This window comes from Streptomyces sp. NPDC006872 (genome assembly GCF_040635845.1).
Taxonomy (GTDB): Bacteria; Actinomycetota; Actinomycetes; order Streptomycetales; family Streptomycetaceae; genus Streptomyces.
On record NZ_JBEYIL010000001.1, the window covers coordinates 1,128,888 to 1,151,016 of the forward strand.

Consider the following 22,129-nt stretch of genomic DNA (forward strand, 5'->3'; position numbering starts at 1 on the left):
GCCGAGGACACGGCCTGGCGAAGAGATTTGCGGATTGTCTGCAGAATGCGACGGTCGGGAGGGGGACTTATGGGGGTCGCTGCCCTACGGGTGCCCGCGTTCACGCCGCGTAGGCTGGATACCAACCCTGCTTCCTGTATAGCCCCGTGAGGTGTCCTGTGTCCCCGCGTCGCAACCGACCCAAGGGTGAGGGCTCGTCCGGCCAGAGTGCCGAGGACGACCGCACGAGCCGTTACGGCGGCTGGCAGTCGGCGGAGAGCTGGCACGGCGAGCAGTGGAGCGTACGGCATGTGGCCGGGGCGAGCGCGCAGGGCAAGGCGTACCGGTGCCCCGGCTGCGACCAGCTGATCCCCGACGGCGTCCCGCACGTCGTCGCCTGGCCCGAGCACGCGGGCGTCGACGACCGCCGGCACTGGCACAAGGCGTGCTGGAACGCACGGGACCGCCGCACCCCGGGGGTGCGGCGGTCCCGAAACACGCCGAAGTTCTAGGGCCGGACAGGCCTGGTAGCTCTGGTTGTTCTAGACGTCCCGCTTCTCCAGCAGGGCGAAGGCGGCGCCGAGGACGGCGGTCGTCAGGCCCAGCGCGATCCACAGCGGGTCCCAGCCGCTCGGACCGCTGTCGCTGAGCGAGGACGAGTAGAAGATGCTCAGCTGGTTCGGGATCGAGTACTCGAACAGGGCCTGCTGAAGGTCCGCCAGCGAGGACGAGAACATGAAGATCGCGATGACCAGCGGGGCCAGCAGGACGCCGATCATGATGGTGATGGCGCCCGCCGAGTGCCGGATGATCGAGCCGACGGCCAGCGAGAGCAGCCCGAGCAGCGCGATGTAGAAGGAGACGCCGAAGGTGGCCTTGAGCCATTCCTCGCCGGTCGGCTGCCGGGCGTCGCCCAGCATGCCCACGTGCACCATGGCGACGAAGCCCGAGGACGCGAGCGTCACGACGAACGCGACGGCGAAGAACACGATCGCCTTCGCCACGAGGACCCGGCTGCGGGACGGGCAGGCCACCATGGTCGTGCGGATCATGCCGGTGCCGTACTCCGAGGCCGTGGTCAGCACGCCGAGCGTGATGATGCACATGCTGCCGAGCAGCACCCCGAAGAAGCCGAACGACAGTGCCGTCTCGCCGGCGAGGTCGGCCTCGGAGGCGTTCGCGGAGACGATCGCCCCGGCCAGCAGTCCGATGCCGACGACGAGCAGCACGAACACGCCCAGCGTCCACATCGTGGAGCGCACCGACCGGATCTTCGTCCACTCCGAGGCGACGGCGTGCCCGAGGTGGGTGCGCACGATCGGGATCGGCGAGGTGTAGCCCGGCACGGGCACGGGAGCGGCGTACGAGGGACCGGGCGCCCCCTGCCAGGCGGGCGCGGCCTGCGGCGACGGATGCTGCGGGGTGCTCATCGGGCGTCCTCGGACTTGGTCGTGGCGTCGGGTGCGGGGGTGGGCGCGGACACGGCCGACGCCTTGTCCAGCGAGGGGGCGGGCGCGGCCGTGGTCGCCGGTGCCGGAGCGGCCGGTGCCTGACTCGCGGGCGCTGCGGGCGCTGCGGGCGCCGCGGGCGTGATCGGGGCGGCGGGCTGGGCCGGAGCGGCCGACGCGGCCGGGGGCTGCGCGGGGGCGTGCGCGGGGCCCTGGGCGTACGGGTTGGCGACGTTCGGGCCCGGGGCCACCGCGGGCGCGCCCGGCGCGCCGTAGGCCCCGTAGGAGGCAGCCGGAGGTGTCTGGGCGGGCTGCGGCGGCGCGTAGCCCTGCTGCTGCGGGTGCGGCGGGGCGTACCAGCCGGGCTGGCCCTGGCCCGGCACCGGCATCGGCGGCTGCGCGCCCGGCGGCAGCTGCTGCTGGAGCCCGGCCTTCTGGTCGATGGTGGACCGGTAGTCCACGGCGCCCTGCGTCATCCGCATGTACGCCTCCTCCAGCGAGGCCTGGTGCGGCGACAGCTCCCACAGGCGGACGTCGGCGTCGTGGGCGATGTCGCTGATGCGGGGGAGGGCGAGTCCCGTCACGCGCAGGGCGCCGTCCTGCTCGGGCAGCACGGCGCCGCCCGCCTCGGTGAGCGCCGAGGCCAGCTTCTCGCGCAGCTGCGGCTCGGTGTCCGGGATGCGTACGCGCGCGAAGTCGGCGGAGTTGGCCGAGATGAAGTCCTTCACGCTCATGTCGGAGAGCAACTGGCCGCGTCCGATGACGATCAGATGGTCGGCGGTCAGCGCCATCTCGCTCATGAGGTGCGAGGAGACGAAGACGGTACGGCCCTCCGCCGCCAGCGACTTCATCAGGTTGCGCACCCAGAGGATGCCCTCGGGGTCGAGGCCGTTGACCGGCTCGTCGAACAGCAGCACCTGGGGGTCGCCGAGCAGCGCGGCCGCGATGCCGAGCCGCTGGCCCATGCCGAGCGAGAAGCCCTTGGAGCGCTTGCGGGCCACGTCCTGGAGGCCGACCACGCCGAGCACCTCGTCGACCCGCCGGGCCGGGATGCCGGACAGCTGGGCCAGGCACATCAGGTGGTTGCGGGCGTGCCGGCCGCCGTGCACGGCCTTGGCGTCGAGCAGGGCGCCCACCTGGCGGGCCGCGTTCGGCAGCCGGCGGTACGGGTAGCCGCCGATCGTCACCGATCCCGCGGTGGGGTTGTCCAGGCCCAGGATCATCCGCATGGTCGTCGACTTGCCCGAGCCGTTGGGTCCGAGGAAGCCGGTGACGGCGCCGGGCCGCACCTGGAAGGAAAGGTTGTACACAGCGGTCTTGTCGCCGTACCGCTTGGTCAGGCCGACAGCCTCGATCATGCTCCGCACCCATCGAAAGGTTCAGGACAGCAGGGCACACGCCCCCGTAAGGGTTAGGAGGATATCCGGGCGCTGACGGTTCCGCTCAAAAGAAAGCAAAGGCGAAAGCGTTACGCGTCGCGTTTCTTCAGCAGGAGGTATCCGCCGGCGAGCGCGGCGACCACCCACAGCGCCATGATGGCCAGCCCGCCCCACGGTCCGTACGGGGTGTCGTCGTCGATCGGCGTGACCACCTGCATGATCTTGCTGCCGGCCTGGTCGGGAAGATACCGGCCGATCTTCTTCGTCGCGGGGACGTTCCCGAGGATGTTGGAGATCAGGAAGAAGAACGGCATCAGGATGCCGAGCGACAGCATCGGCGAACGCAGCATGGTGGCCACGCCCATCGAGAACACCGCGATCAGGGTCATGTACAAGCCACCGCCGATGACCGCGCGCAGCACTCCGCTGTCGCCGATCGACGCCTTGTGGGTGCCGAGCATCGCCTGTCCCAGGAAGAACGTGACGAAGCTGGTGACGAGTCCGACGGCGAGACAGAGCCCGGCGGCCACCGTGATCTTGCTGAACAGGAACGTGCCGCGCTGCGGAACGGCGGCCAGCGAGGTGCGGATCATGCCGGTGCTGTACTCGTTCGACACCACCAGCACGCCGAACACGATCATCGCGAGCTGTCCGAGGCTCATCCCGGCGAAGCTGATGAACGTCGGGTCGAAGGACAGCCGGTCGTCGCGGCTCATGTTGTCGAACTCGTTCTTCGACAGCGCGGAGATCAGCATGCCGAGGGCGATCGTGACGACCACGGCGAGCGAGAGCGTCCACACGGTGGACGCCACCGACCGGATCTTGGTCCACTCGGACCGGATGACCTGCGTCGCCGCCATCATCGGCTCCTCGTCCAGTCGTCGCCCCACGGCTCTTCGGGGGGCGTGTCCGCGTGCGCGTGGTACTCCACCGACTCCGCGGTCAGCTGCATGAACGCCTCCTCCAGGGAGGCCTGCTGGGGGCTCAGCTCGTGCAGCACGATCTGGTGCTGCGCGGCCAGCTCGCCGATGCGCTCGGCCTTGCCGCCGTCCACCTCCAGCACCCCGCTGCCGCTCTCCACGACGGTGACCCCGGCACTGTGCAGCACGTCGAGCAGGCGCTCCCGCTGCGGGGTGCGGATACGGACGTAACTGCGCGAGTTCTGCTCGATGAAGTCGGCCATGGAGGTGTCGGCGAGCAGCCGGCCCTGGCCGATCACGACGAGATGGTCGGCGGTCAGCGCCATCTCGCTCATGAGGTGGGAGGAGACGAACACCGTCCGCCCCTGCGCGGCCAGCGATTTCATCAGGTTGCGGATCCAGTGGATGCCCTCGGGGTCGAGGCCGTTCACCGGCTCGTCGAACATCAGGATCCGGGGGTCGCCGAGCAGCGCGCCCGCGATGCCGAGCCGCTGCCCCATGCCGAGCGAGAACCCCTTGGCCTTCTTCTTCGCCACGGCCGTCAGCCCGACGGTGTCGAGCACCTCGTGCACCCGGCTCTTCGGGATGCCGTTGCTCTGCGCCAGACACAGCAGGTGGTTGAAGGCGCTGCGCCCGCCGTGCATGGCCTTGGCGTCCAGCAGGGCGCCGATGTACTTGAAGGGGTCCTTGAGCCGGTCGTAGTGCTGCCCGTCGATACGGACGTCCCCGGCGGTGGGCCGGTCGAGGCCGAGCATCATCCGCATGGTGGTGGACTTGCCGGCGCCGTTGGGACCGAGGAAGCCCGTGACGATGCCCGGTCTCACGGTGAAGGTGAGGTTGTTCACCGCCAGCTTCTCGCCGTACCGCTTCGTCAGGCCTTCCAGCTCGATCATGCCGACACGCTAGTGCGCGACGAAGCCCTCTGCCACCGCAGTGACGGAGGGCTTCGGCGATGTTCAGTCGCTGTACCGCCGGACGTTACCGGGACTGCTGGGCCGGAACCCCGCGGGAGATCGGCTCGTCGTCCGTGGACGGCGTGCCGGCCGCGGCGACCGCGGCGCCGGTCAGCGTGGCGAGCATCTCGCGGACGTTCGTCAGCTGGGCGTTGATGCTGTCGCGACGGTTGGTGAGGGCCGCCAGCTCGCGCTCGGATTCCGAACGGATCCGGTCCGCCTTGGCATTGGCGTCGGCGACGATGTCCTCGGCCTGACGCTGAGCGGTCTCCACCGTCTGACGGGCGCGACGCTCCGCGTCCGTGCGCAGCTTCTCGGCCTCCAGCCGCAGCTGCTCCGCGCGGTGCTCGATCTCCGCGAGACGCTTCTCCGCCTTCTGCTGACGGGACGCCAGGTCGCGCTCCGACTGCTCGCGGCGCTTGGCGAGGTTGGTCTCGAAGTCGGCGGCGGCCTGGGCGGCCTTGGCACGGGTCTCCTCGAAGAGGGCGTCGGCCTCCTCACGCTTCGACTGCGCGTCCTTCTGCGCCTCGGAACGCAGCTGCGACGCGTCGCTCTTGGCCTTCTCGACGATCCGGACGCCCTCGTCCTCAGCCTTGGCCTTGCGCTCCGCAGCGAACGATTCTGCGTCGTTGCGAACCTGCTGGGCCGCCGACTCGGCGAGCTCGCGGTGCTGCTCGGCCGCCCGCCGGGCCTCCTCGCGCAGATCCTTGGCCTCTTCCTCGGCGAGGCGGAGGATTTTCTCGACACGCGCGCCGAGACCTGCGTACGACGGCTCGGCGTCGCTTACCTGGGCCTGGGCGTTCTGCGTTTCGAGGTGGAGCTCCTCGATGCGCTTTTCCAGAGCAGTGATACGGGCCAGAGCGCTGTCACGGTCGGAGACGAGCTTCGAGATGCGTTCGTCCACCTGAGCGCGGTCGTACCCACGCCGCACAAGCTCGAAGCCGTAGGGGGAAGTGTCGCTCATGGGGTTCCTGTCGAATGAGACCGGTGAGGTGATAGGTGGAATCCTAGGGGCCTGAGCGGTGTGTCATAGAGCGTATGCGTGTTTGATCTGGAGAATGACACCCCTTTTGGGTGGCTGACCGGCAGGACCCTTGCCAGAGATTCGGTCAAAGACCCCAGACTTTAACGCAATTCACACATTCCGCTAGCCGTCCGAGGACTTCCCACCCGATCGGGGCGACCCGATGGTCACGCCCGCCTTGACGCCCCCGTCCTTGCCGCCGGCCGGGGCCTCGAAGGACTCCAGCGCCTCCAGGACGTCCTGAACCCGGGAGATCTCGGCGTTGATGTCCTCGCGCCGACGCACCAGGACCTCCAGTTCGCGCTTGCCCTCCTCGACCGTGCGCCGCGCCTCGCGGATCGCCTCGGCCTTGAGCTCCTCGGCCTCCCGTACCAGTGTCGACTTCTTCTGCTCGGCCTCCTTGAGCAGCCCCTCGGCCTTCTTCACGGCGGCGATACGGACCTTGCCCGCCTCGGAGTTGGCGTCCGACACCAGCTCCTTCGCCTTCGCCTGAGCCTTGGTGAGCTGCTCCTCGGACGCCTTGATGAGCGCGTCGCAGCGGTCTCCGGTCGACTTCATGGTCTCGGAGGCCTCGCGGCGGGCCCGCTCGTGCAGCGCCTCGATCTCGTTCGTGATGCGGTCGCGCAGCTCCTCGGCCCGCTCCCTTATGGCCGTCGCGTCCCGACGGGCGCCGACGAGCAGCTCGTCCGCGTCCGTACGGGCCTTCTCCACCCGGGAATTGCCCTCGACGGTCGCCTCGGACACCAGCCGGTCCGCCTCGCTGCGGGCCGCGCCGACCATCGAGTCGGCCTGCGCCTCCGCGTCCGCGGTCGCCTGCTGTGCCTGGGTCTGCGCCTCGTTGAGCAGTTTGTCCGCCTCGGCCGCGGTCTCCGTGATGAGGGTGTCGACCTGCTCGGCCGCCTCGGAGCGCCGTTTGTTGGACTCCTTGCGGGCTTCGTCCAGCGTCGAGTCGGCCTCTTCGCGGGCCACGCTCATCAGACGGTCGGCCTCCGCGGCCGCCTCCCGCTTGAAGCGCTCGGCCTCCGTGCGGACCCGCTCGGCGTGCGCCTGCGCGGAACCCACCGTGTCGGCGGCCTCGGCGCGCAGCCGCTCCGCGTCCCCGGAGGCGTCCGAGATCAGCTTCTCCGCCTTGGCGACCGACTCGGCGCGCAGCCGCTCGGCCTCCGTGATCGTCTCCGACTGGAGCAGCTCCGCCTCGTTGCGTGCCTCGGTGATGAGGGTGTCGGCCTGCGTCGCCGCGTCCGAGCGGATGCGGTTGGCGTCGTCGCGGGCCTCCGCCCGGGTGCGCGACGCGTCCTGGTCGGCCTGCGCGATGGAGTCCGAGACCTCGGTGCGCACCCGCTGGGCGTGCGCCGACGCCTCCGAACGCATCCGCTCCGCCTCCGCGATCGCCTCGCCGACGGTCCGCTCGGCCAGTTCCTGCGCGGCCTGAGAGGCCTCGCCCGCCTCGCGCCGGACCCGGCCCGCGTCCTCGGCGGCCCGTTCCCGCTCGGCGTAGGCGTCGGCGCGGACCCGGTCCGCCTCCTCCTGGGCCTCGCGCCGGGTACGGTCCGCCGCGTGCTCGGCGGCGGAACGCAGCCCGATGATCTCGTCCTGGGCCTGCTCGTGCAGCCCCACCACGGAGTCCCGGACCTGCTGCGCGTGCTGCTCGGCCGCCGACACCATCTCGACGGCCCGCCGGTCGGCCTCCTCGACCAGCCGGACGGCCTCGGTCTGCGCCTCCTCGACACGCTTGCGCGCCGAGGCCAGCAGTTCCTCGCTCTGGTCGCGGGCCCGCTCGCGCTCCTGGTCGGCCTCCTGGCGGGCGGAACCGAGAAGATCCTCGGCCTCGCGCCGGCGCCTGAGGGCCTCCTCCTGGGCGGCGGCCAGCGTCTCGGTCGCCTCGTCGGCCAGCCGCTCGGCCGCGGCCGCCGCCTCCGCGCGCAGCCGGTCGGCGGTGTCCTGCGCCTCGGACTTCAACCGCTCCGCCTCGGCGGCGGCCTCGGACCGCAGCCGTACGGCGACGGCCTCGCCCTCGGCACGCGAGGCGGACGCGTCGGCGGCGGCCTCGTTGCGCAGCCGGTCGGCCTCCGCGTCGGCCTGCTGCTGGAGGCCGCGGATCCGCTCCGCGGCCTCGCCGCGCAGCCGGTCGGTCTCCTCGGCGGCCTCGCGACGGATCCGCGCGGCCTCCTCGCGGGCGTCGGACAGCGCCTGCTCGGCGGAGGCGAACCGGGCCTCCGCGTCCGTGTGCAGCCGGGTCAGCTCCTCGGCGGCCTCCGCCTGCCGGGCGTCTATCCCGCGCTCGGTCTCCTCGCGCAGCTCGCGCGCCGCCTGCTCGGCGTTGGAGGTGATGGTCTCGGCGAGCTCCACCGCCTCCTCGCGGGAGCGCTCGGCCTCCGCGCGGGTGCGCTCCAGGGTGTCCTCGGCCTGCCGGCGCAGCGTGGTGGCGCGCTCGATGGCCTCGGTGCGCACCTTCTCGCTGTCCGAGGTGGCCTTCTGGCGCAGCTCGTCCGCGTCGGCCCGCGCCTTGGACAGCAGCTCCTCGGCGGTCCTGGCCGCCTCCTCGATCTGCTGGACGGCCTCCCTGCGGGCCTCCGCGCGGATCTTCTCGCCCTCGGCCACCGCGTCGGCGCGCAGCTGCTCGGCCTCGCCGCGCAGCCGGCGCGCCTCCTCCTGCAGCTCGACCGTCTTGGCGCGGTACTCCTTGGTGTCGTCCTTCGCGGAGCCCTTGAGCTGCTCGGCGATGTCGTGCGCCTCGGACCGCAGCCGGTCCGCCTCGTTCTCCGCCTCGCGGCGGATCCGCTCGGCCTCCTCGGCGGCGGCCTTGGTGGTGTTCTGCGCGTCCTCCTGCGCCCGGTTCAGGACGTCCTCGGCGGTCTTGGCCGCCTTCGACAGCTGGGTCGCCGACTCCTCGGCGGTCAGCGTGCGGGCCCGCTCCGAGGCCTCGCCGACGATCTTCTCGGCCTCCGCGCGGGCGTCCGCGACGACCTGCTCGGCCGACTCCCTGGTCGCCTCGGCCTCCTTGGTGGCCTCGGTGACCAGGCGGGCGACCTGCTCCTTCGCGGTACGGGTGCGCTGCTCGTTGGCCGACTCGGCGCCGGCGAGCGCCTTCTCGGCGGCGGCCTTCGCCTCGCCGAGCACCTTGTCCGCCTCGGCCTGCGCCTTGCGCAGCGCTTCGTCGGCCTCGGACATGCGCAGATCGGCGGCGCGGCTGAGCTCACCGGCCTGGCGGCGGGCCGCGTCGGACTCCGTGACGGTGGAGTTGCGCAGCTGCTCCGCGTGGTCGTTGGCCTCCTGGGCCTGGGTGGAGGCGGCAGTCAGCAGCCGGTCGGCGTCCGTGCGGGCCCGCAGCAGGAGCTGCTCGGCCTCCGCACGGGTCGTCTCGGCGTCGGCCTGGAGCCGCTGACGGGCCTCCGTGGCGACCCGCTCGGCCTCGGCACGAGCGGCCGCCAGGGACTGCTCGGCCTCGGCCCGCGACTCGTCGAGCAGCCGGCGTGCCTGTGCCTCGGTGCGGGCCCGCAGCTGCTCCGCCCACGCCACGTTCTCGTTGACGTGCGACTCGACGTTCTGCCGGCGCTCCGCCAGCTCCTGGTCGAGCTGCTGGCGACGGGCCACCGCCTCCTGGTGCAGCTCCGCCTGCAGACGCGCCGCCTGCTCGGCGTGCTCCTGGAGGATGCGCTGCGTCTGCGCGCGGGTCTGGCTGAGCTCGCGCTCGGCGTCCTGCCGCAACTGGTCGGCCTGCATCTGCGCATTACGCAGCATCTGCTCGGCCTGGTACCCGATGTCGCCGCCGTCGAAGGCGGGCCGGGACATGATGGTGCGGCGCGCCTCGTGCAACTTGGCGCGCAGCACCTCGACCTGGTAGCCGAGGTCCTCGGCATGCTGAATCGCCTTTTCCCGCTCGGTCTTCAGCCGCTTCATCTCGGCTTCGAACCGAGTCAGGTGGTCGACGTCAGCCGCCGGCTCCCGCTCCTGGCTCTCGTAGCCCCGCACTGCGCGGTCCCATCCGTCCCTGGTCGCAAGCTTCCCGAACGAGCTCCGTCCATCCGCCGAACGGGGCCCCCGGGGAATGGTGTCAGATCAACGACGGAGCATGGGCTGCTGCCCCGACGCTCGTCCCCCGAAACCCGGACCCCGGCTGCGTCCCGCCGCCGAACGGCAGGACCGGGTCGCCCCGGTGTGAGCGGCGACCGAGCCCAACCCTACCGGCCCATATGTACGAGGGTCAGTGCTCAGGTGACTCAACAGGGGCCGAAGTGACCAGTTCTGTCAGTACTCCGTGGCAATCCTTTGGATGCAGGAACGTGATTCGTGACCCCATGGAGCCGATCCGGGGCTCTTCGTACAGAACGCGTACGCCCTTGGCGCGGATGTCCGCGGAGTCGCCGTCCACATCCGCCGTGCCGAAAGCGATGTGGTGGACGCCCTCGCCGTTCTTGGCGAGCCACTTGCCCACGGCCGAATCCTCCCGTGTCGGCTCGAGAAGCTGCAGGTACGAGGCGCCTCCGTCGGACGTATCGTTGATCTTGAGCATGGCCTCGCGCACGCCCTGCTCCTCGTTGACCTCGGAGTGGAAGACCTCGAAGCCGTAGGTGGCACGGTAGAACTCGACGGTCGCGTCGAGGTCGTGGCAGGCGATCCCGATGTGGTCGATTCGCGTCAGCATGGTGTCAGTGCAGCGCGAAGGAGGTGGTTACGCAACGTGCGCGCGATCACACTGACGGCCCGATGACGGCACGGAGTGCCACTCAGTACATTCGCAGTAAACCCTCGTTCACTCCTCGGCCAGTGCAGGCCGGTAAGGGGAATCGCAGCTCATGACTGGATCGACTGGAACCAACGGCACGACCTCGGTGATCGTCGCGGGCGCGCGTACGCCCATGGGACGACTGCTGGGCTCCCTGAAGTCCTTCTCCGGAGCCGACCTCGGCGGCTTCGCGATCAAGGCCGCCCTCGACCGTGCCGGGATCGGCGGCGACCAGGTGCAGTACGTCATCATGGGCCAGGTGCTCCAGGCCGGGGCGGGGCAGATCCCGGCACGCCAGGCCGCGGTCAAGGCCGGCATCCCGATGAACGTGCCGGCGCTCACGATCAACAAGGTGTGTCTGTCGGGCCTCGACGCGATCGCGCTCGCCGACCAGCTGATCCGCGCGGGCGAGTTCGACATCGTGGTGGCCGGCGGCCAGGAGTCCATGACCAACGCCCCCCACCTGCTGCCGAAGTCCCGCGAGGGCTTCAAGTACGGCGCGATCGAGATGCTCGACGCGATGGCGCACGACGGGCTGACCGACGCCTTCGAGAACATCGCCATGGGCGAGTCCACGGAGAACCACAACACCCGGCTGGGCATCGCCCGCCCGGAGCAGGACGAGTTCGCCGCCCTGTCCCACCAGCGCGCGGCCGCCGCCCAGAAGAACGGCGTCTTCGAGGCCGAGATCACCCCGGTCGAGATCCCGCAGCGCAAGGGCGAGCCGGTCGTCTTCAGCAAGGACGAGGGCATCCGCGCCGACACCACGGCGGAGTCCCTGGGCAAGCTTCGCCCGGCCTTCACCCGGGAGGGCACGATCACCGCGGGCACGTCCTCGCAGATCTCCGACGGCGCGGCCGCCGTCGTCGTGATGAGCAAGGCCAAGGCCGAGGAGCTGGGCCTCGCCTGGATCGCCGAGATCGGCGCCCACGGCAATGTGGCCGGGCCGGACAACTCGCTGCATTCGCAGCCGTCCAACGCCATCCTGCACGCCCTGAAGAAGGAGGGCCTGGACGTCTCCGACCTGGACCTGATCGAGATCAACGAGGCCTTCGCCGCTGTCGCCGTGCAGTCAATGAACGACCTGGGCGTGTCCACGGAAAAGGTGAACGTGAACGGCGGCGCGATCGCCCTGGGCCACCCGATCGGCATGTCCGGCGCCCGGCTCGTGCTGCACCTGGCCCTGGAGCTCAAGCGCCGGGGCGGCGGCGTCGGCGCGGCCGCGCTGTGCGGCGGCGGCGGTCAGGGTGACGCGCTGATCGTCCGGGTACCCAAGGCCTGAGGCCCCCGTAGGCCCCTTGGTTCCTTTCCGAACGGAGCTGTGATGCAGGACGTCTCCTCGCTGGTCGCCCAGGCCAGGGAAGGCCGGCCCAGGGCCGTGGCCCGGCTGATCTCCCTGGTGGAGGGGGCGTCCCCGCAGCTCAGGGAGGTCATGGCGGCCCTGGCCCCGCTGACGGGGAACGCGTACGTCGTCGGCCTGACGGGCTCGCCGGGCGTCGGCAAGTCCACGTCGACCTCCGCGCTGGTCACCGCCTACCGCAAGCAGGGCAGACGGGTCGGCGTCCTGGCCGTCGACCCGTCGTCGCCGTTCTCCGGGGGAGCCCTGCTCGGCGACCGCGTCCGGATGTCGGAGCACGCCTCCGACCCCGGCGTCTACATCCGCTCCATGGCCACCCGGGGCCACCTGGGCGGCCTCGCCTGGTCGGCCCCGCAGGCGATCCGCGTGCTGGACGCGGCGGGCTGCGACGTGATCCTGGTCGAGACGGTCGGCGTGGGCCAGTCGGAGGTCGAGATCGCCTCCCAGGCCGACACCAGCGTCGTCCTGCTGGCCCCCGGCATGGGGGACGGCATCCAGGCCGCCAAGGCGGGCATCCTGGAGATCGGCGACGTCTACGTCGTCAACAAGGCCGACCGGGACGGCGCCGACGCCACCGTCCGCGAGCTGAACCACATGCTCGGCCTCGGCGAGGCCCGCCGCCCCGGCGACTGGCGGCCGCCCATCGTGAAGACGGTCGCCAGTCGCGCCGAGGGCGTCGACGAGGTCGTCGAGGCGCTGGAGAAGCACCGCGCGTGGATGGAGGAGCACGGCGTCCTCGACCGGCGACGCGCCTCCCGAGCCGCCCGCGAGGTCGAGACCATCGCCGTCACGGCCCTGCGCGAACGCATCGGCGACCTGCACGGCGACCGCCGCCTCGACACCCTCGCCGAACGCATCGTCGCCGGCGACCTCGACCCCTACCGCGCGGCGGACGAACTGGTGGCGGGACTCACCCAGGGCTGAGCCGCGCCGCAAGGGTCCCTCGGGGCCGGAAAAGGCGTGGTGGGTCTTCCGGCCGCGCTGATACGTTCGGCCGCGTGTTCCTCCTCTTGGCATAGGGCCCGCCCAGGCCCGTGATCGGCGAGCGGCAGTCGGCCGCCCGGTCGCGGCGATCAGGCGTCCCCTTTTCCGCTCTGCCTCGAGTCGAGGAACCGTCATGGCCACCCCCATGTCCGCTTCGTATGCCGTCGTGCTGCGCATTCCGCACGCCCGGCGCACCTTCGCCGCCGCTCTGACCGGCCGGCTGTCGTACGGGATCGTCCCGCTGTCCGTGATGCTCGCCGTGACCCGGGCCTCGGGCTCGTACACGGTGGCGGGCGGCGTGATGGCGCTGTTCGGAGCCACCGCCGTCTTTCTGTCGCCCGCGCGGGCGGCGCTCGTCGACCGGCACGGGCCGCGCCGGTCGCTCGCCTGGATGACGGCCGTGTACACCGCGCTGCTGGGACTGCTGACCGCGGCTCTCGTGCGCCCGGACCCCGCCCCCGCGTCCGTGCTGGGCGCCCTCGCCGCGGCCGCCGGCGCCTCGGTGCCGCCGCTGGGACCGACCATGCGGGCCGTGTGGGGAAGGCTCGCCCCGGACCGGGCGCTGCTCCAGCGCGCCTACAGCCTCGACGGGGTCGCCGAGGAACTGCTCTTCGTCGCCGGGCCGCTGCTGGTCGGCGTGCTCGTCGGCTGCGCACCGCCGGCCGCCGGGATCGTCGTCGGGGCGGCCCTGATGGTCGCGGGGACGGCCGGGTTCGTGTCCTCGCCCGTGGTGCGGGCGGTGCCGCCGGGGAAGGCGGCCGCCGCGCGGCGGGGCGGCGGCGGGCTGCGCGGGCTCGGCCGGCCCGTGGTCGCCATCGCGGGCGTCGGGCTCGCGCTGGGCGTGGTCGACCTGCTGGTCGTGGCGTTCGCCGAACGGCACGGGCACGGGACCGGTGGGTCGGCCGTGGCCTGGGTGCTGGCCGCGCTGTCGGCCGGCAGCGCCGTCGGCGGGCTGCTCAACGGGGCCGTCGACTGGCGGACCTCGGCCGGGGCGCGGCTGCCGCTGCTCACGGCGGGGCTCGGTCTGACGCTGTGCGGCGCGGGACTGGCGTCAGGGCTCGGCACGCTCGCGGTGGCCGCCGCGGCCGCCGGGTTCTTCGTGTCGCCGGCGATCACCACGGCCTATCTGATCGCCGACGAGGCCGCTGCCCCGGAGGCCCGGGTGCGGGCCGGGGCGTGGGTCAACACGGCCGTCAACGCGGGGGGCACGGCCGGCACGGCGGCCGCGGGAGCGCTGGCCGCGCGGCTGCCGGTGGGGGTGTGCTTCGCGGTGACGGGGGCGGCGGTGCTGGCGACGGCGGCGGTCGTCGCCGTCGCCGGAACGCTCCGCCGGCCCGGCCGGCTCGGCGGGCTCAGTCGTCCTGGTCCTGCGTGACCTTGCCGGTGCCCACGTCCACCAGCCACTCGCCGCCCCCCCCGCGGTGTCCACGCTCCAGGCCGTCGCGCGGTCCTCGCCGTCCAGGTCGACGTCGGTCACCGCGCCCTTGCCCGCGACGGCCAGGGCGGCCTCGCGGGCCTCGACGTCCGCGCCCTTCAGCGCGGCGGCACGCCCGGTCGGCGGTCGGCGTGCGGGTGCGGCAGGTGGGGGAGCGGGCCGTCGTCGAGATCGCCGACGACGGGGACGGCGTGCCCGAGGCGGACCGGGAGCGGATCTTCGAGCGGTTCGTCCGGCTCGACGACGCGCGCAGCCGGGACGACGGCGGGGCGGGCCTCGGTCTGGCGATCGCCCGGGACGTGGCCGTCCGGCACGGCGGCACGCTCACGGTCCGTGAGACGCCGGCAGGCGGAGCCCTGTTCGAGCTCCGCCTGCCGATCGCCTGATCCCCCGGATCGCCCGCAGGGCGTCTGTTACGGCCGTCCCCGGTGGCCGCGGAGGTGTTCCGCGACGGGCTTGAGGGCCTTGGAGAGTTCCGCCAGGGCCTCGGGGGAGAGAAGGTCGATGAAGTGCCGCCGCACCGAGTCCACATGGTGGGGCGCGACCTTCTGCATCGTCTCCATGCCGTGGTCGGTCAGCACCGCGTACAGACCGCGGCGGTCCGACTCGCAGTTCTCACGGCGCACCAGGTCGGCGTTCTCCATCCGGGTGATCTGGTGCGAGAGCCGGCTCTTGGACTGGAGCGTGGCGGACGCGAGGTCGCTCATCCGCATCCGGACGCCCTCCGACTCGGAGAGGTTCACGAGGATCTCGTAGTCGTTCATGGTCAGGCCGAACGGTTGGAGATCCCTTTCGAGCTGGTACGTCAACAGCCTGTTGACCTCCAGGTGGGTGCGCCAGGCGCACTGCTCCGCATCGGTCAGCCAGCGCGTGGCCGTTTCGGTCTCCATAAATGAAGTCTACCTAAAATGTTGAAAGGCGAACTAGTGAGGGTGGTGTGACTGTGCGCACGCGTTCGATGTCACACTCCGCAGACTACCGCTCACAGCCCGAAGCGACGCTGGAGGTCCCCCAGCTGTCCGGGAAGGCGCGGTGCGCCGGATTGCGCGCCGTGGCCGCCGTGTCCCCCCGGGCCGACGCCGCCGCCGGGCACCCCCGGCTCGTGCGGAACCGCCCCCGTGGCCTGCTCGGCCATGAGGGTCTCGGTCGACTGCAGCAGCACGGTGCCGGCGCCCACGAACTCGAACTGATGCTCCTCCCCGGAGGCCCCTCCGAGGCCCGTCAGCGCACGTAGACCGCCCATCAGGCCCGTCATGTACCCGTGGTCGTAGTGATGGCACGGGGACGGGCAGTCAGCCCAGCCGACGAGTGCCTGCGGGTCCACCCGGATGGGAGGCTCCATGAACACCACCGGCCCGTTAGATGCCGCCACGAACTTTCCGGTTCCGATCAGCGTGAGAAATCCCGGGACGATCGACTGCTTGAGCGACAGAGTTGGCTGAAACGCGAGCAGATTGCCCGAGCGAATGGTCAGATTGCCGTCGTCGAGGTCGTACGAGTTCACGTCGAAGGCCCGGTCGGCGAGGAGCATCTTGCCCGAGCCCTCCGCCACGACCCAGTCGCTCGCGTGCAGAGGCGAATGGAACGAGGTGCGCACGAGACGGTCCAGCCGGCCGTGCCCGACGCCGTTGAAGTCGATCGACCCGTAGTAGGCGATCATCTTCCCCTTCTGCAGGAACCACTGGCTCCCCTTGAGCTCCACGCAGAAGGTGTAGCTGTTCACGTTGTCGTCGACCGGCAGGGTCATGGGGTCGTAGACCGTCGGGCCGCCGCCCGGAGCCCCGTACATGCTCACAGCTTCTCCTCCGACGCCTGGACGAACACCGCACCGCTGCCGCTCAGCTCCAGCTGGAACGCCTCGCCGGAGCCGCGGCCCACCATGTCCCGCCAGCCCAGCGCGGTCGACAGCTTGTTGCGGACGTCGCCGTGGTGGGCCACATAGGCCTGGGGGTCGACGTGGACCGGGCGCTGCGGGGTGATCGGGACCTCGAAGACGCCGCCGTGCGCCATCACGGCCACCGCCCCGTGGCCCTTCAGCGTGGTGGTGAACAGCCCCTGCCCGCTGACCTGGCCGCGGACCATGCCCATGACCCCGCCCTGCGCGCCCAGGAACATCGTGCCCTGCTGGAGCGTGCCCTCGAAGGCGAGCAGCCGGTCCGCCTCGACGTACAGCGTGTCGCCGGCGAGCCGGATGACCTGGACGTGATGGCCGCCGTGCCCGAAGAAGACCGTGCCGTTGCCCTCGACGGTCATCAGGGGCGTGTCCTCGTTGGCGAGCCGCCGCCCGATCATGGACATCACGCCGCCCTGTCCGCCCTGGACGTTGGGAGTGAAGGACACCTCGCCGCGGTACGCGAGCATGGCGCCGCGCTGGCTGAAGAGCCGCTGCCCGGGGGCGACCGTCGCCTCGACCATCTTGGAGTTGATCTCGCGGAGGGTCATGTCACACATCCCCCGCGATCGTGTTGCGCTCGCTCGGCTGGACGTACACCAGGCCGTCCCCCTCGAACCGGATCTGGAAGGCCTCGCCGCCGCCCTCGCCCATGAACGTGCGGAACGTCACACCGGACTGGAAGGACTGCCGGACGTTGCCCTGGTGCGCGACATAGGCGCCGGGGTCGACGGTCAGCGGGTACTGCGGGCTGACGCGCAGCACCACGGCCGGCCCGTCCGAGGTGATCGCGGCCAGCCCGTGGCCCTCGACCGTCGTCGTGAAGAGCCCGTTGCCCTGGGTCGCGCCGCGCAGCCCGGTGAAACTCGTCCCGGTTCGCAGGCCGGCGTCGGTCGCCAGCAGATTGCTCGACTCGACGTACAGCTTGTCGCCCTGGAGCTGGACGAGGTTGATCTCGGAGGCACGGTCGGCGAACCAGCACGTGCCCTGTCCCTTCACCTCCATCACGGTCATCTGCTCACCGGTGAGCCGCCGGGTCACCATGCCCCGGATGCCCTCACCGCCGCCGCTGAGCTTCTTGAAGGCCATCTGTCCGTCGTACGCGACCATCGAGCCGTTCTTCGCCTTCACGGCGTCCCCGGTCATGTCGACGGCAAGCACCTTGCTGCCTTGAAGTCGAAACATCGCCACGCTGCGAAGGTAACCGCCGGACCGGGGCGCGGAACAGCACCCGTAGGTGGAGAGAGACCCTGAACGCACCCCTAGGGGGACCGTTTGCCACAATGGGTGAACGCTTGTGCGTGCGTTCACAAACCGCCGCCCCCTCAAACCTCCCCCGAAGGTGACCCGTGGACCTGAAGACAGCCTCCGCCCTCCGACGCCTGCGCCTGGTCTCCGCCCCGGAAGCCGTGTCCTTCCTCCTGCTGCTGCTCTGCTCGGTGCTGAAGCGGACCACGGACTTCAACGCGGTGCCCGTCATGGGCATGGTCCACGGCGTGCTGTTCATCCTGTACGTGCTCTTCTGGGCGGACGCCTGGAACCGCACCAAGTGGTCCTTCGGGACCGCGGCCCTCTACTTCGTCCTCTCGGTCCTGCCGACCGGCGGCTTCTTCGCCGAGCGCAAGCTGCGCCGTGAGGCCGAGGACGCCGTCATCGCCTCCCGCGCCCGCAAGGAAGGCGTCGTGAGCGCATGATCGTCGCCTTCTCGGTCACCCCGCTGGGCGTCGGCGAGGAGGTCGGCGAATACGTCGCCGACGCCGTCCGCGTCGTCCGCGAATCCGGCCTCCCGAACCGCACCGACGCCATGTTCACCTCCGTCGAGGGCGAATGGGACGAGGTCATGGACGTCGTCAAGCGCGCCGTGGCCGCCGTCGAGGAACGCGCCCCCCGGGTCTCCCTCGTCCTGAAGGCGGACATCCGCCCCGGTGTGACGGACGGCCTGACCTCGAAGGTCGAGACCGTGGAGCGGCACCTGGCGCAGTGACCGACCTGAGCACTTGTCTCACCAATCGCCCGAACGGGTGACGTGGGACGGGGTTTTGGCACGTGCCGCCTGGCAATGTCTCCCGGGGTCGATCAAGTTCCGTGCTGTGGCGCGGGATTGAAGGGGAGTGTGCGGTGGCAGGGCGGCGCGGGCCGGGGTCTCTCGGCAGGGCGATCACGGCGTTGGTACTGGGGGCGGCGCTGTCGGCGGTCTGCGTGGGGGAGGTGCAGCGCACGCCCGCGTGCGCGCCGGCCCGGGGCGAGCTGACCGTGGACGATCTGCCCGCCGGCTCGTCCGTGCTCGACTGTCTCGCCGTCGGCCGCGTCGTCACGCACGCCGGCGCCGGTGTGACCGTGCCCGAACCCGGCACGACGGTCAGCGTCGACGCCCTCACGGCGGACGGCGAGGAGCACGGCTTCACCGTGGCGGTCGCCGCCGACGGCAAGGTCGCCTACACCTACGAGGCGGCCCACGCACCCGCCCGCCCGGACAGCCGCGCCGACGCCCCCGGCCCCTGCACCGACGGCGCGTACTCCACCGCCGGGCGCAAGGAGTACGGCACCTACGAGTGGTTCGTCGGCGACGGCCCCCTGCCCGGCAACCTCTCCGGCGCCGAGGCCCGGCGGGCCTTCGAGGACGCCGTCGCCACCATCACCGGCAGCCGCAACGACTGCGGCTACGACGACGCGGTCGGGGCGAAGGCCCGCTATCTGTCGACCACCGCCAACGAGGCCGGCATCGACCGCGCCGCCCGCTGCGTCCGCCGGGACGGCCTGAGCGTCTGGGACGCGGGCGACATCGGCAGCGACGCCGTCGCCACGACCTGCTCCTGGAGTAGGCCGGTGCAGGGCGGACCGGACGAGCTCCTCGAGGCCGACGTCCGCTTCAACACCCACGACTACGCGTTCACCGACAGCCCGTCCGGCGCCTGCACGCACGCGTACGACGTCCGCAGCGTCGCCACCCACGAGGCCGGGCACGTCTTCGGCCTCGGCCACTCCGGCGCCGGACACCAGAACCTGACCATGTACTCGAGCTCGTTCGCCTGCTCCACCAGCGCCCGCACCCTCGGCAAGGGCGACGTCCTCGGCCTGCGCAGCCTCTACTGAGCGCCGTCCGGCGTGCGGGCGCCGCCGGACACCAGCGCGATGCCCAGCGGCGTCCGCTCGTACAGCACCCGGTGGCCGTAGCGCCGGGACACCAGCAGGCCGGAGTCGCGCAGCACGGTCAGGTGCGCGGACACCGAGGACGGGGCGAGGCCGAGGCGGTGGGCGAGGGCGGAGGTGGTCGCCGGATCGTCCAGTGCGGTGAGCACGGCGGCCCGGCCCCGGCCCAGCAGCCGGACCAGGGTCTCGGGGGAGCGGTCGACGGGATCCGACCACAGACCGGCGATCCCGCGCGCGGGATAGACCAGCGTCGGCTGCCAGGGCGGATCGAATCCCGTGACGACGTCCGGCCAGGAGAACACGCTCGGCATCAGCACCAGCCCCTGCCCGCCCAGGTGCCGCTCGTGCGCGCCGTTCGAGGCGACGGTCAGCGTCCCGGCCCGCCAGCCGCACCGCCGGTCGATCTCCGGCAGCAGCCCGCCCAGACCCACCTCGGCCAGCCGACGCGAGTGGAAGGCGACGTCCGCCTCCAGCAGGGCGCGCAGCCGCGTCCAGTCCGGCGCGAGGAGGGTGTGCCAGACCTCCTCCAGCACATCGGCCACCTCCTCGATCATCCGCTCCGGATCCGCCAGCCAGGCCCGCCCCCGCGGCGAGTCCAGCGCGCCGGGGGTGTCCGCGAGCGAGCGGGCGCTGTCCTCCCGGGCGGCCCGTGGATCGGCGGCCCGGACCGCGGCGAGCTCCTCCTCGAAACCGGCCGCGGGCCCGAGCGGCGGCGGGCACAGCCAGTCGGGGGTGTGGCCCCGGCGCGGCATCAGCAGCCACAGACCGGTCAGGTCGAGCGCCTCGGCCGCCGTCCGGATCCGGCGCAGCCACGGTGCGTGGTAGCCGTGCCGGTCGGGCCGCTTGAGGGTGCGCGCGACCTCCTGCGTCTCCCACAGCGGGGACACGGCGAAGCGGCAGCGCAGGAAGTCGTCCTCCCCGAAATGCAGGTGCGACGGCACATTCCCTCCTTGCGGACTCTCCCGAATGTTCGGCAGATCATTCGGCCGAACATTCGGCTGTGCCCGAAACTCTAGGGCGCACGCCCGTGCCCCAGCACGCTGCTGCCCATGTCAGAAGCCGAGACGGTCACGACCGCCACCACGAAAGCCGCGCCCGCGGGATACCGCCGGGTCTTCGCCGTGCGCGAGTTCCGGGCCGTCTTCGCCGCCCATCTGCTGTCCATGCTCGGCGTGATCGTCGCCGAGATCACGCTGTCCGTACTCGTCTACGACCTGACCGGCTCGCCCCTGATGAGCGCACTGGCCTGGGCCGTCGGCTTCCTGCCGTACATCGTCGGCGGCACCCTGCTCGCCGGGGTCGCCGACCGCTACCCCGCCCGGCGGGTGCTCGTCGGCTGCGACCTGGTGTGCGCGGTGTGCGTGCTGCCGATGACGGCGCCGGGCGCGCCCCTCGCCGTCCTGCTGGCCCTGCGCTGCTGCCTCGCCGTCGTCTCGCCGATCTTCGCGGGCACCCGGATGGCCACCCTCGCGGACATCCTCGGCGACGGCGACCTGTTCGTCCTCGGCCGTTCCCTGCTGCGCATCACCGCGCAGAGCGCGCTGCTCGTCGGCTTCGGACTCGGCGGGGTGCTGCTCACCGTCGCCTCCCCGCGTCAGGCCCTCCTGATCACCGTCGGCACCTTCCTCGCCTCCGCCGTCCTGCTGCGGCTGGGCACCCGCCGCCGTCCCGCCCGGGCCCGCACCGGCGGGGCGCTGGTCACGGACTCCCTCAACGGGGCCCGACAGGTCCTCGCCGACCGGCGTACCCGGGCGCTGCTGCTGCTCTTCTGGCTGCCGCCGACGTTCACCGTCGCCCCGGAGGCGCTGTCGGCGCCGTACGCCGACGACCTCGGCGTCGGCCCGGCCGGCCTGGGCCTGCTGATGTGCGCGCTGCCGGTGGGCACGATCGCCGGCGAGCTGTACGCCGGGTCGCGGCTGCGCCCCGTCACCCGCGAGCGCATCGCCCTCCCGCTCGTCTGTGTGACCCTGCTGCCCTACCTCGGCTACGCCTTCCACCCGGGCCTCGCGGTCTCACTGCTCCTGCTGCTGGTCGCGGGCGCCGGATCGGCGTACACCCTCGGCCTCGACCAGTGGATCGTCCGGGACGTGCCCGAGGAACTGCGCGGCCGGGCGATGACGCTGCTCACGGCCGGGCTCATGACGCTCCAGGGCGTCGGCATGGCCCTGGCGGGGGCGGCCGCCGAGCTCGTTGGCGTGGCGGCCGCGGTCATGGGGGCGGGCGTGCTGGGGACGGCGGTCTGTGTGCTGGCGGCCCGGGAAGTGCGGCGGACCGAGGGCCGAGACAGGGGCTGACCGCGATATGACCGGCCGGTAAGGTCTGGAAGCGTGCCGAAACCGCCCAGTCTCCCCTTCGACCCCATCGCCCGTGCCGACGAGCTCTGGAAGCAGCGTTGGGGGAGCGTGCCGTCCATGGCCGCGATCACGTCGATCATGCGTGCGCACCAGATCCTGCTCGCCGAGGTGGACTCCGTGGTCAAGCCGTACGGCCTGACGTTCGCACGCTACGAGGCGCTGGTGCTGCTCACCTTCTCCAAGGAGGGCGAGCTGACCATGTCGAAGATCGGCGAGCGGCTCCAGGTGCACCCGACCTCGGTGACCAACACCGTCGACCGCCTGGTGAAGTCGGGCCTGGTGGCCCGGCGCCCCAACCCCAACGACGGGCGCGGCACCCTCGCCGTCATCACCGACAAGGGCCGCGAGGTCGTCGAGGCGGCGACCCGCGACCTGATGGCGATGGACTTCGGGCTCGGGGTGTACGACGCGGAGGAGTGCGGGGAGATCTTCGCGATGCTGCGGCCGCTGCGGGTCGCCGCGAGCGACTTCGACGAGGAGTGACCCGGATCCCGCAGCGCTGACCCGGGGCAAGATCCCCCGGAACGGG

Annotated in this window: 21 protein-coding genes and 1 pseudogene; 10 read left to right on the plus strand and 12 right to left on the minus strand. The window is 71.8% G+C overall.

The features are described from left to right. Positions 1-158 precede the first annotated feature (158 nt). Complete coding sequence (locus tag ABZ725_RS04860) at positions 159-491, plus strand: ATP/GTP-binding protein (protein WP_351913257.1); 333 nt, start codon at positions 159-161, stop codon at positions 489-491. 30 nt (positions 492-521) lie between these two features. Here the strand turns inward: ABZ725_RS04860 and ABZ725_RS04865 are convergent, their stop codons facing one another. From ABZ725_RS04865 to mce, 7 genes are all read right to left on the minus strand, one after another. Further along, complete coding sequence (locus ABZ725_RS04865) at positions 522-1,409, minus strand: ABC transporter permease subunit (protein ID WP_358801303.1); 888 nt, start codon at positions 1,407-1,409, stop codon at positions 522-524. After that, entirely contained in the window at positions 1,406-2,785 is a 1,380-nt protein-coding gene (locus ABZ725_RS04870; RefSeq protein WP_358801304.1) for an ABC transporter ATP-binding protein, read from the minus strand. The genes ABZ725_RS04865 and ABZ725_RS04870 overlap by 4 nt, the downstream gene beginning before the upstream one ends. Positions 2,786-2,895: 110 nt before the next feature. Further along, positions 2,896-3,666, minus strand: a complete 771-nt coding sequence (locus tag ABZ725_RS04875; RefSeq protein WP_358801305.1) for an ABC transporter permease — start codon at positions 3,664-3,666, stop codon at positions 2,896-2,898. Beyond that, entirely contained in the window at positions 3,666-4,619 is a 954-nt protein-coding gene (locus tag ABZ725_RS04880; RefSeq protein ID WP_358801306.1) for an ABC transporter ATP-binding protein, read from the minus strand. Before ABZ725_RS04880 ends, ABZ725_RS04875 begins: the two co-directional genes overlap by 1 nt. Before the next feature lie 85 nt (positions 4,620-4,704). Beyond that, complete coding sequence (locus ABZ725_RS04885) at positions 4,705-5,643, minus strand: cellulose-binding protein (protein ID WP_079659495.1); 939 nt, start codon at positions 5,641-5,643, stop codon at positions 4,705-4,707. Positions 5,644-5,826: 183 nt separating this feature from the next. Further along, a complete protein-coding gene (gene scy, locus ABZ725_RS04890) occupies positions 5,827-9,675 on the minus strand; it encodes a polarized growth protein Scy (protein WP_358801307.1) in 3,849 nt (1,282 codons plus the stop codon). 232 nt (positions 9,676-9,907) lie between these two features. Continuing rightward, entirely contained in the window at positions 9,908-10,348 is a 441-nt protein-coding gene (gene mce / locus ABZ725_RS04895; protein ID WP_358801308.1) for a methylmalonyl-CoA epimerase, read from the minus strand. A gap of 151 nt (positions 10,349-10,499) precedes the next feature. Here mce and ABZ725_RS04900 point away from each other — a divergent pair, with 151 nt between their 5' ends. From ABZ725_RS04900 to ABZ725_RS04915, 4 genes and pseudogenes are all read left to right on the plus strand, one after another. After that, positions 10,500-11,711 carry an acetyl-CoA C-acetyltransferase gene (locus tag ABZ725_RS04900; protein WP_358801309.1) on the plus strand — a complete coding sequence of 404 codons (1,212 nt, stop codon included), beginning with the start codon at positions 10,500-10,502 and terminating at the stop codon, positions 11,709-11,711. A gap of 42 nt (positions 11,712-11,753) precedes the next feature. After that, positions 11,754-12,710 carry a methylmalonyl Co-A mutase-associated GTPase MeaB gene (gene meaB, locus ABZ725_RS04905; RefSeq protein ID WP_358801310.1) on the plus strand — a complete coding sequence of 319 codons (957 nt, stop codon included), beginning with the start codon at positions 11,754-11,756 and terminating at the stop codon, positions 12,708-12,710. Positions 12,711-12,903: 193 nt separating this feature from the next. Beyond that, complete coding sequence (locus ABZ725_RS04910) at positions 12,904-14,145, plus strand: MFS transporter (protein WP_358801311.1); 1,242 nt, start codon at positions 12,904-12,906, stop codon at positions 14,143-14,145. A gap of 158 nt (positions 14,146-14,303) precedes the next feature. Then, positions 14,304-14,591 (plus strand): annotated as a pseudogene (locus ABZ725_RS04915) (ATP-binding protein); the annotation flags it as partial. A 27-nt stretch (positions 14,592-14,618) separates the two neighbouring features. On the opposite strand, the gene ABZ725_RS04920 reads toward ABZ725_RS04915, so the two are convergent. The 4 genes from ABZ725_RS04920 to ABZ725_RS04935 form a co-directional block, all read right to left on the minus strand. Next, on the minus strand, positions 14,619-15,095 hold the full coding sequence (locus ABZ725_RS04920; RefSeq protein WP_351913233.1) for a MarR family transcriptional regulator: 477 nt from the start codon (positions 15,093-15,095) through the stop codon (positions 14,619-14,621). A 92-nt stretch (positions 15,096-15,187) separates the two neighbouring features. Beyond that, entirely contained in the window at positions 15,188-15,994 is an 807-nt protein-coding gene (locus ABZ725_RS04925) for an AIM24 family protein (RefSeq protein ID WP_358801384.1), read from the minus strand. A 2-nt stretch (positions 15,995-15,996) separates the two neighbouring features. Next, complete coding sequence (locus tag ABZ725_RS04930; RefSeq protein WP_351913231.1) at positions 15,997-16,647, minus strand: AIM24 family protein; 651 nt, start codon at positions 16,645-16,647, stop codon at positions 15,997-15,999. A 1-nt stretch (position 16,648) separates the two neighbouring features. Then, the gene (locus ABZ725_RS04935) at positions 16,649-17,281 is read right to left on the minus strand and encodes an AIM24 family protein (protein ID WP_351913307.1); all 633 of its coding nucleotides are present in this window, start codon (positions 17,279-17,281) and stop codon (positions 16,649-16,651) included. 164 nt (positions 17,282-17,445) lie between these two features. Here ABZ725_RS04935 and ABZ725_RS04940 point away from each other — a divergent pair, with 164 nt between their 5' ends. From ABZ725_RS04940 to ABZ725_RS04950, 3 genes are all read left to right on the plus strand, one after another. Next, positions 17,446-17,790, plus strand: coding sequence for a DUF3817 domain-containing protein (locus ABZ725_RS04940; protein ID WP_351913229.1), 345 nt, complete (start codon positions 17,446-17,448; stop codon positions 17,788-17,790). Further along, positions 17,787-18,080: an MTH1187 family thiamine-binding protein gene (locus ABZ725_RS04945; protein ID WP_358801312.1), complete on the plus strand. Its 294-nt coding sequence runs from the start codon at positions 17,787-17,789 to the stop codon at positions 18,078-18,080. The genes ABZ725_RS04940 and ABZ725_RS04945 overlap by 4 nt, the downstream gene beginning before the upstream one ends. Positions 18,081-18,214: 134 nt before the next feature. Continuing rightward, entirely contained in the window at positions 18,215-19,189 is a 975-nt protein-coding gene (locus tag ABZ725_RS04950; protein WP_358801313.1) for a matrixin family metalloprotease, read from the plus strand. Here ABZ725_RS04950 and ABZ725_RS04955 read toward each other — a convergent pair. Then, complete coding sequence (locus ABZ725_RS04955) at positions 19,183-20,187, minus strand: DUF5937 family protein (protein WP_358801314.1); 1,005 nt, start codon at positions 20,185-20,187, stop codon at positions 19,183-19,185. The genes ABZ725_RS04950 and ABZ725_RS04955 overlap by 7 nt on opposite strands. A gap of 108 nt (positions 20,188-20,295) precedes the next feature. On the opposite strand from ABZ725_RS04955, the gene ABZ725_RS04960 reads away from it, so the two are divergent. Further along, positions 20,296-21,540 (plus strand): MFS transporter, encoded by a 1,245-nt coding sequence (locus tag ABZ725_RS04960; RefSeq protein WP_358801315.1) that lies wholly within the window; start codon positions 20,296-20,298, stop codon positions 21,538-21,540. Between the two features lie 33 nt (positions 21,541-21,573). Further along, a complete protein-coding gene (locus ABZ725_RS04965; RefSeq protein ID WP_358801316.1) occupies positions 21,574-22,083 on the plus strand; it encodes a MarR family transcriptional regulator in 510 nt (169 codons plus the stop codon). The last annotated feature ends 46 nt before the right edge of the window (positions 22,084-22,129 follow it).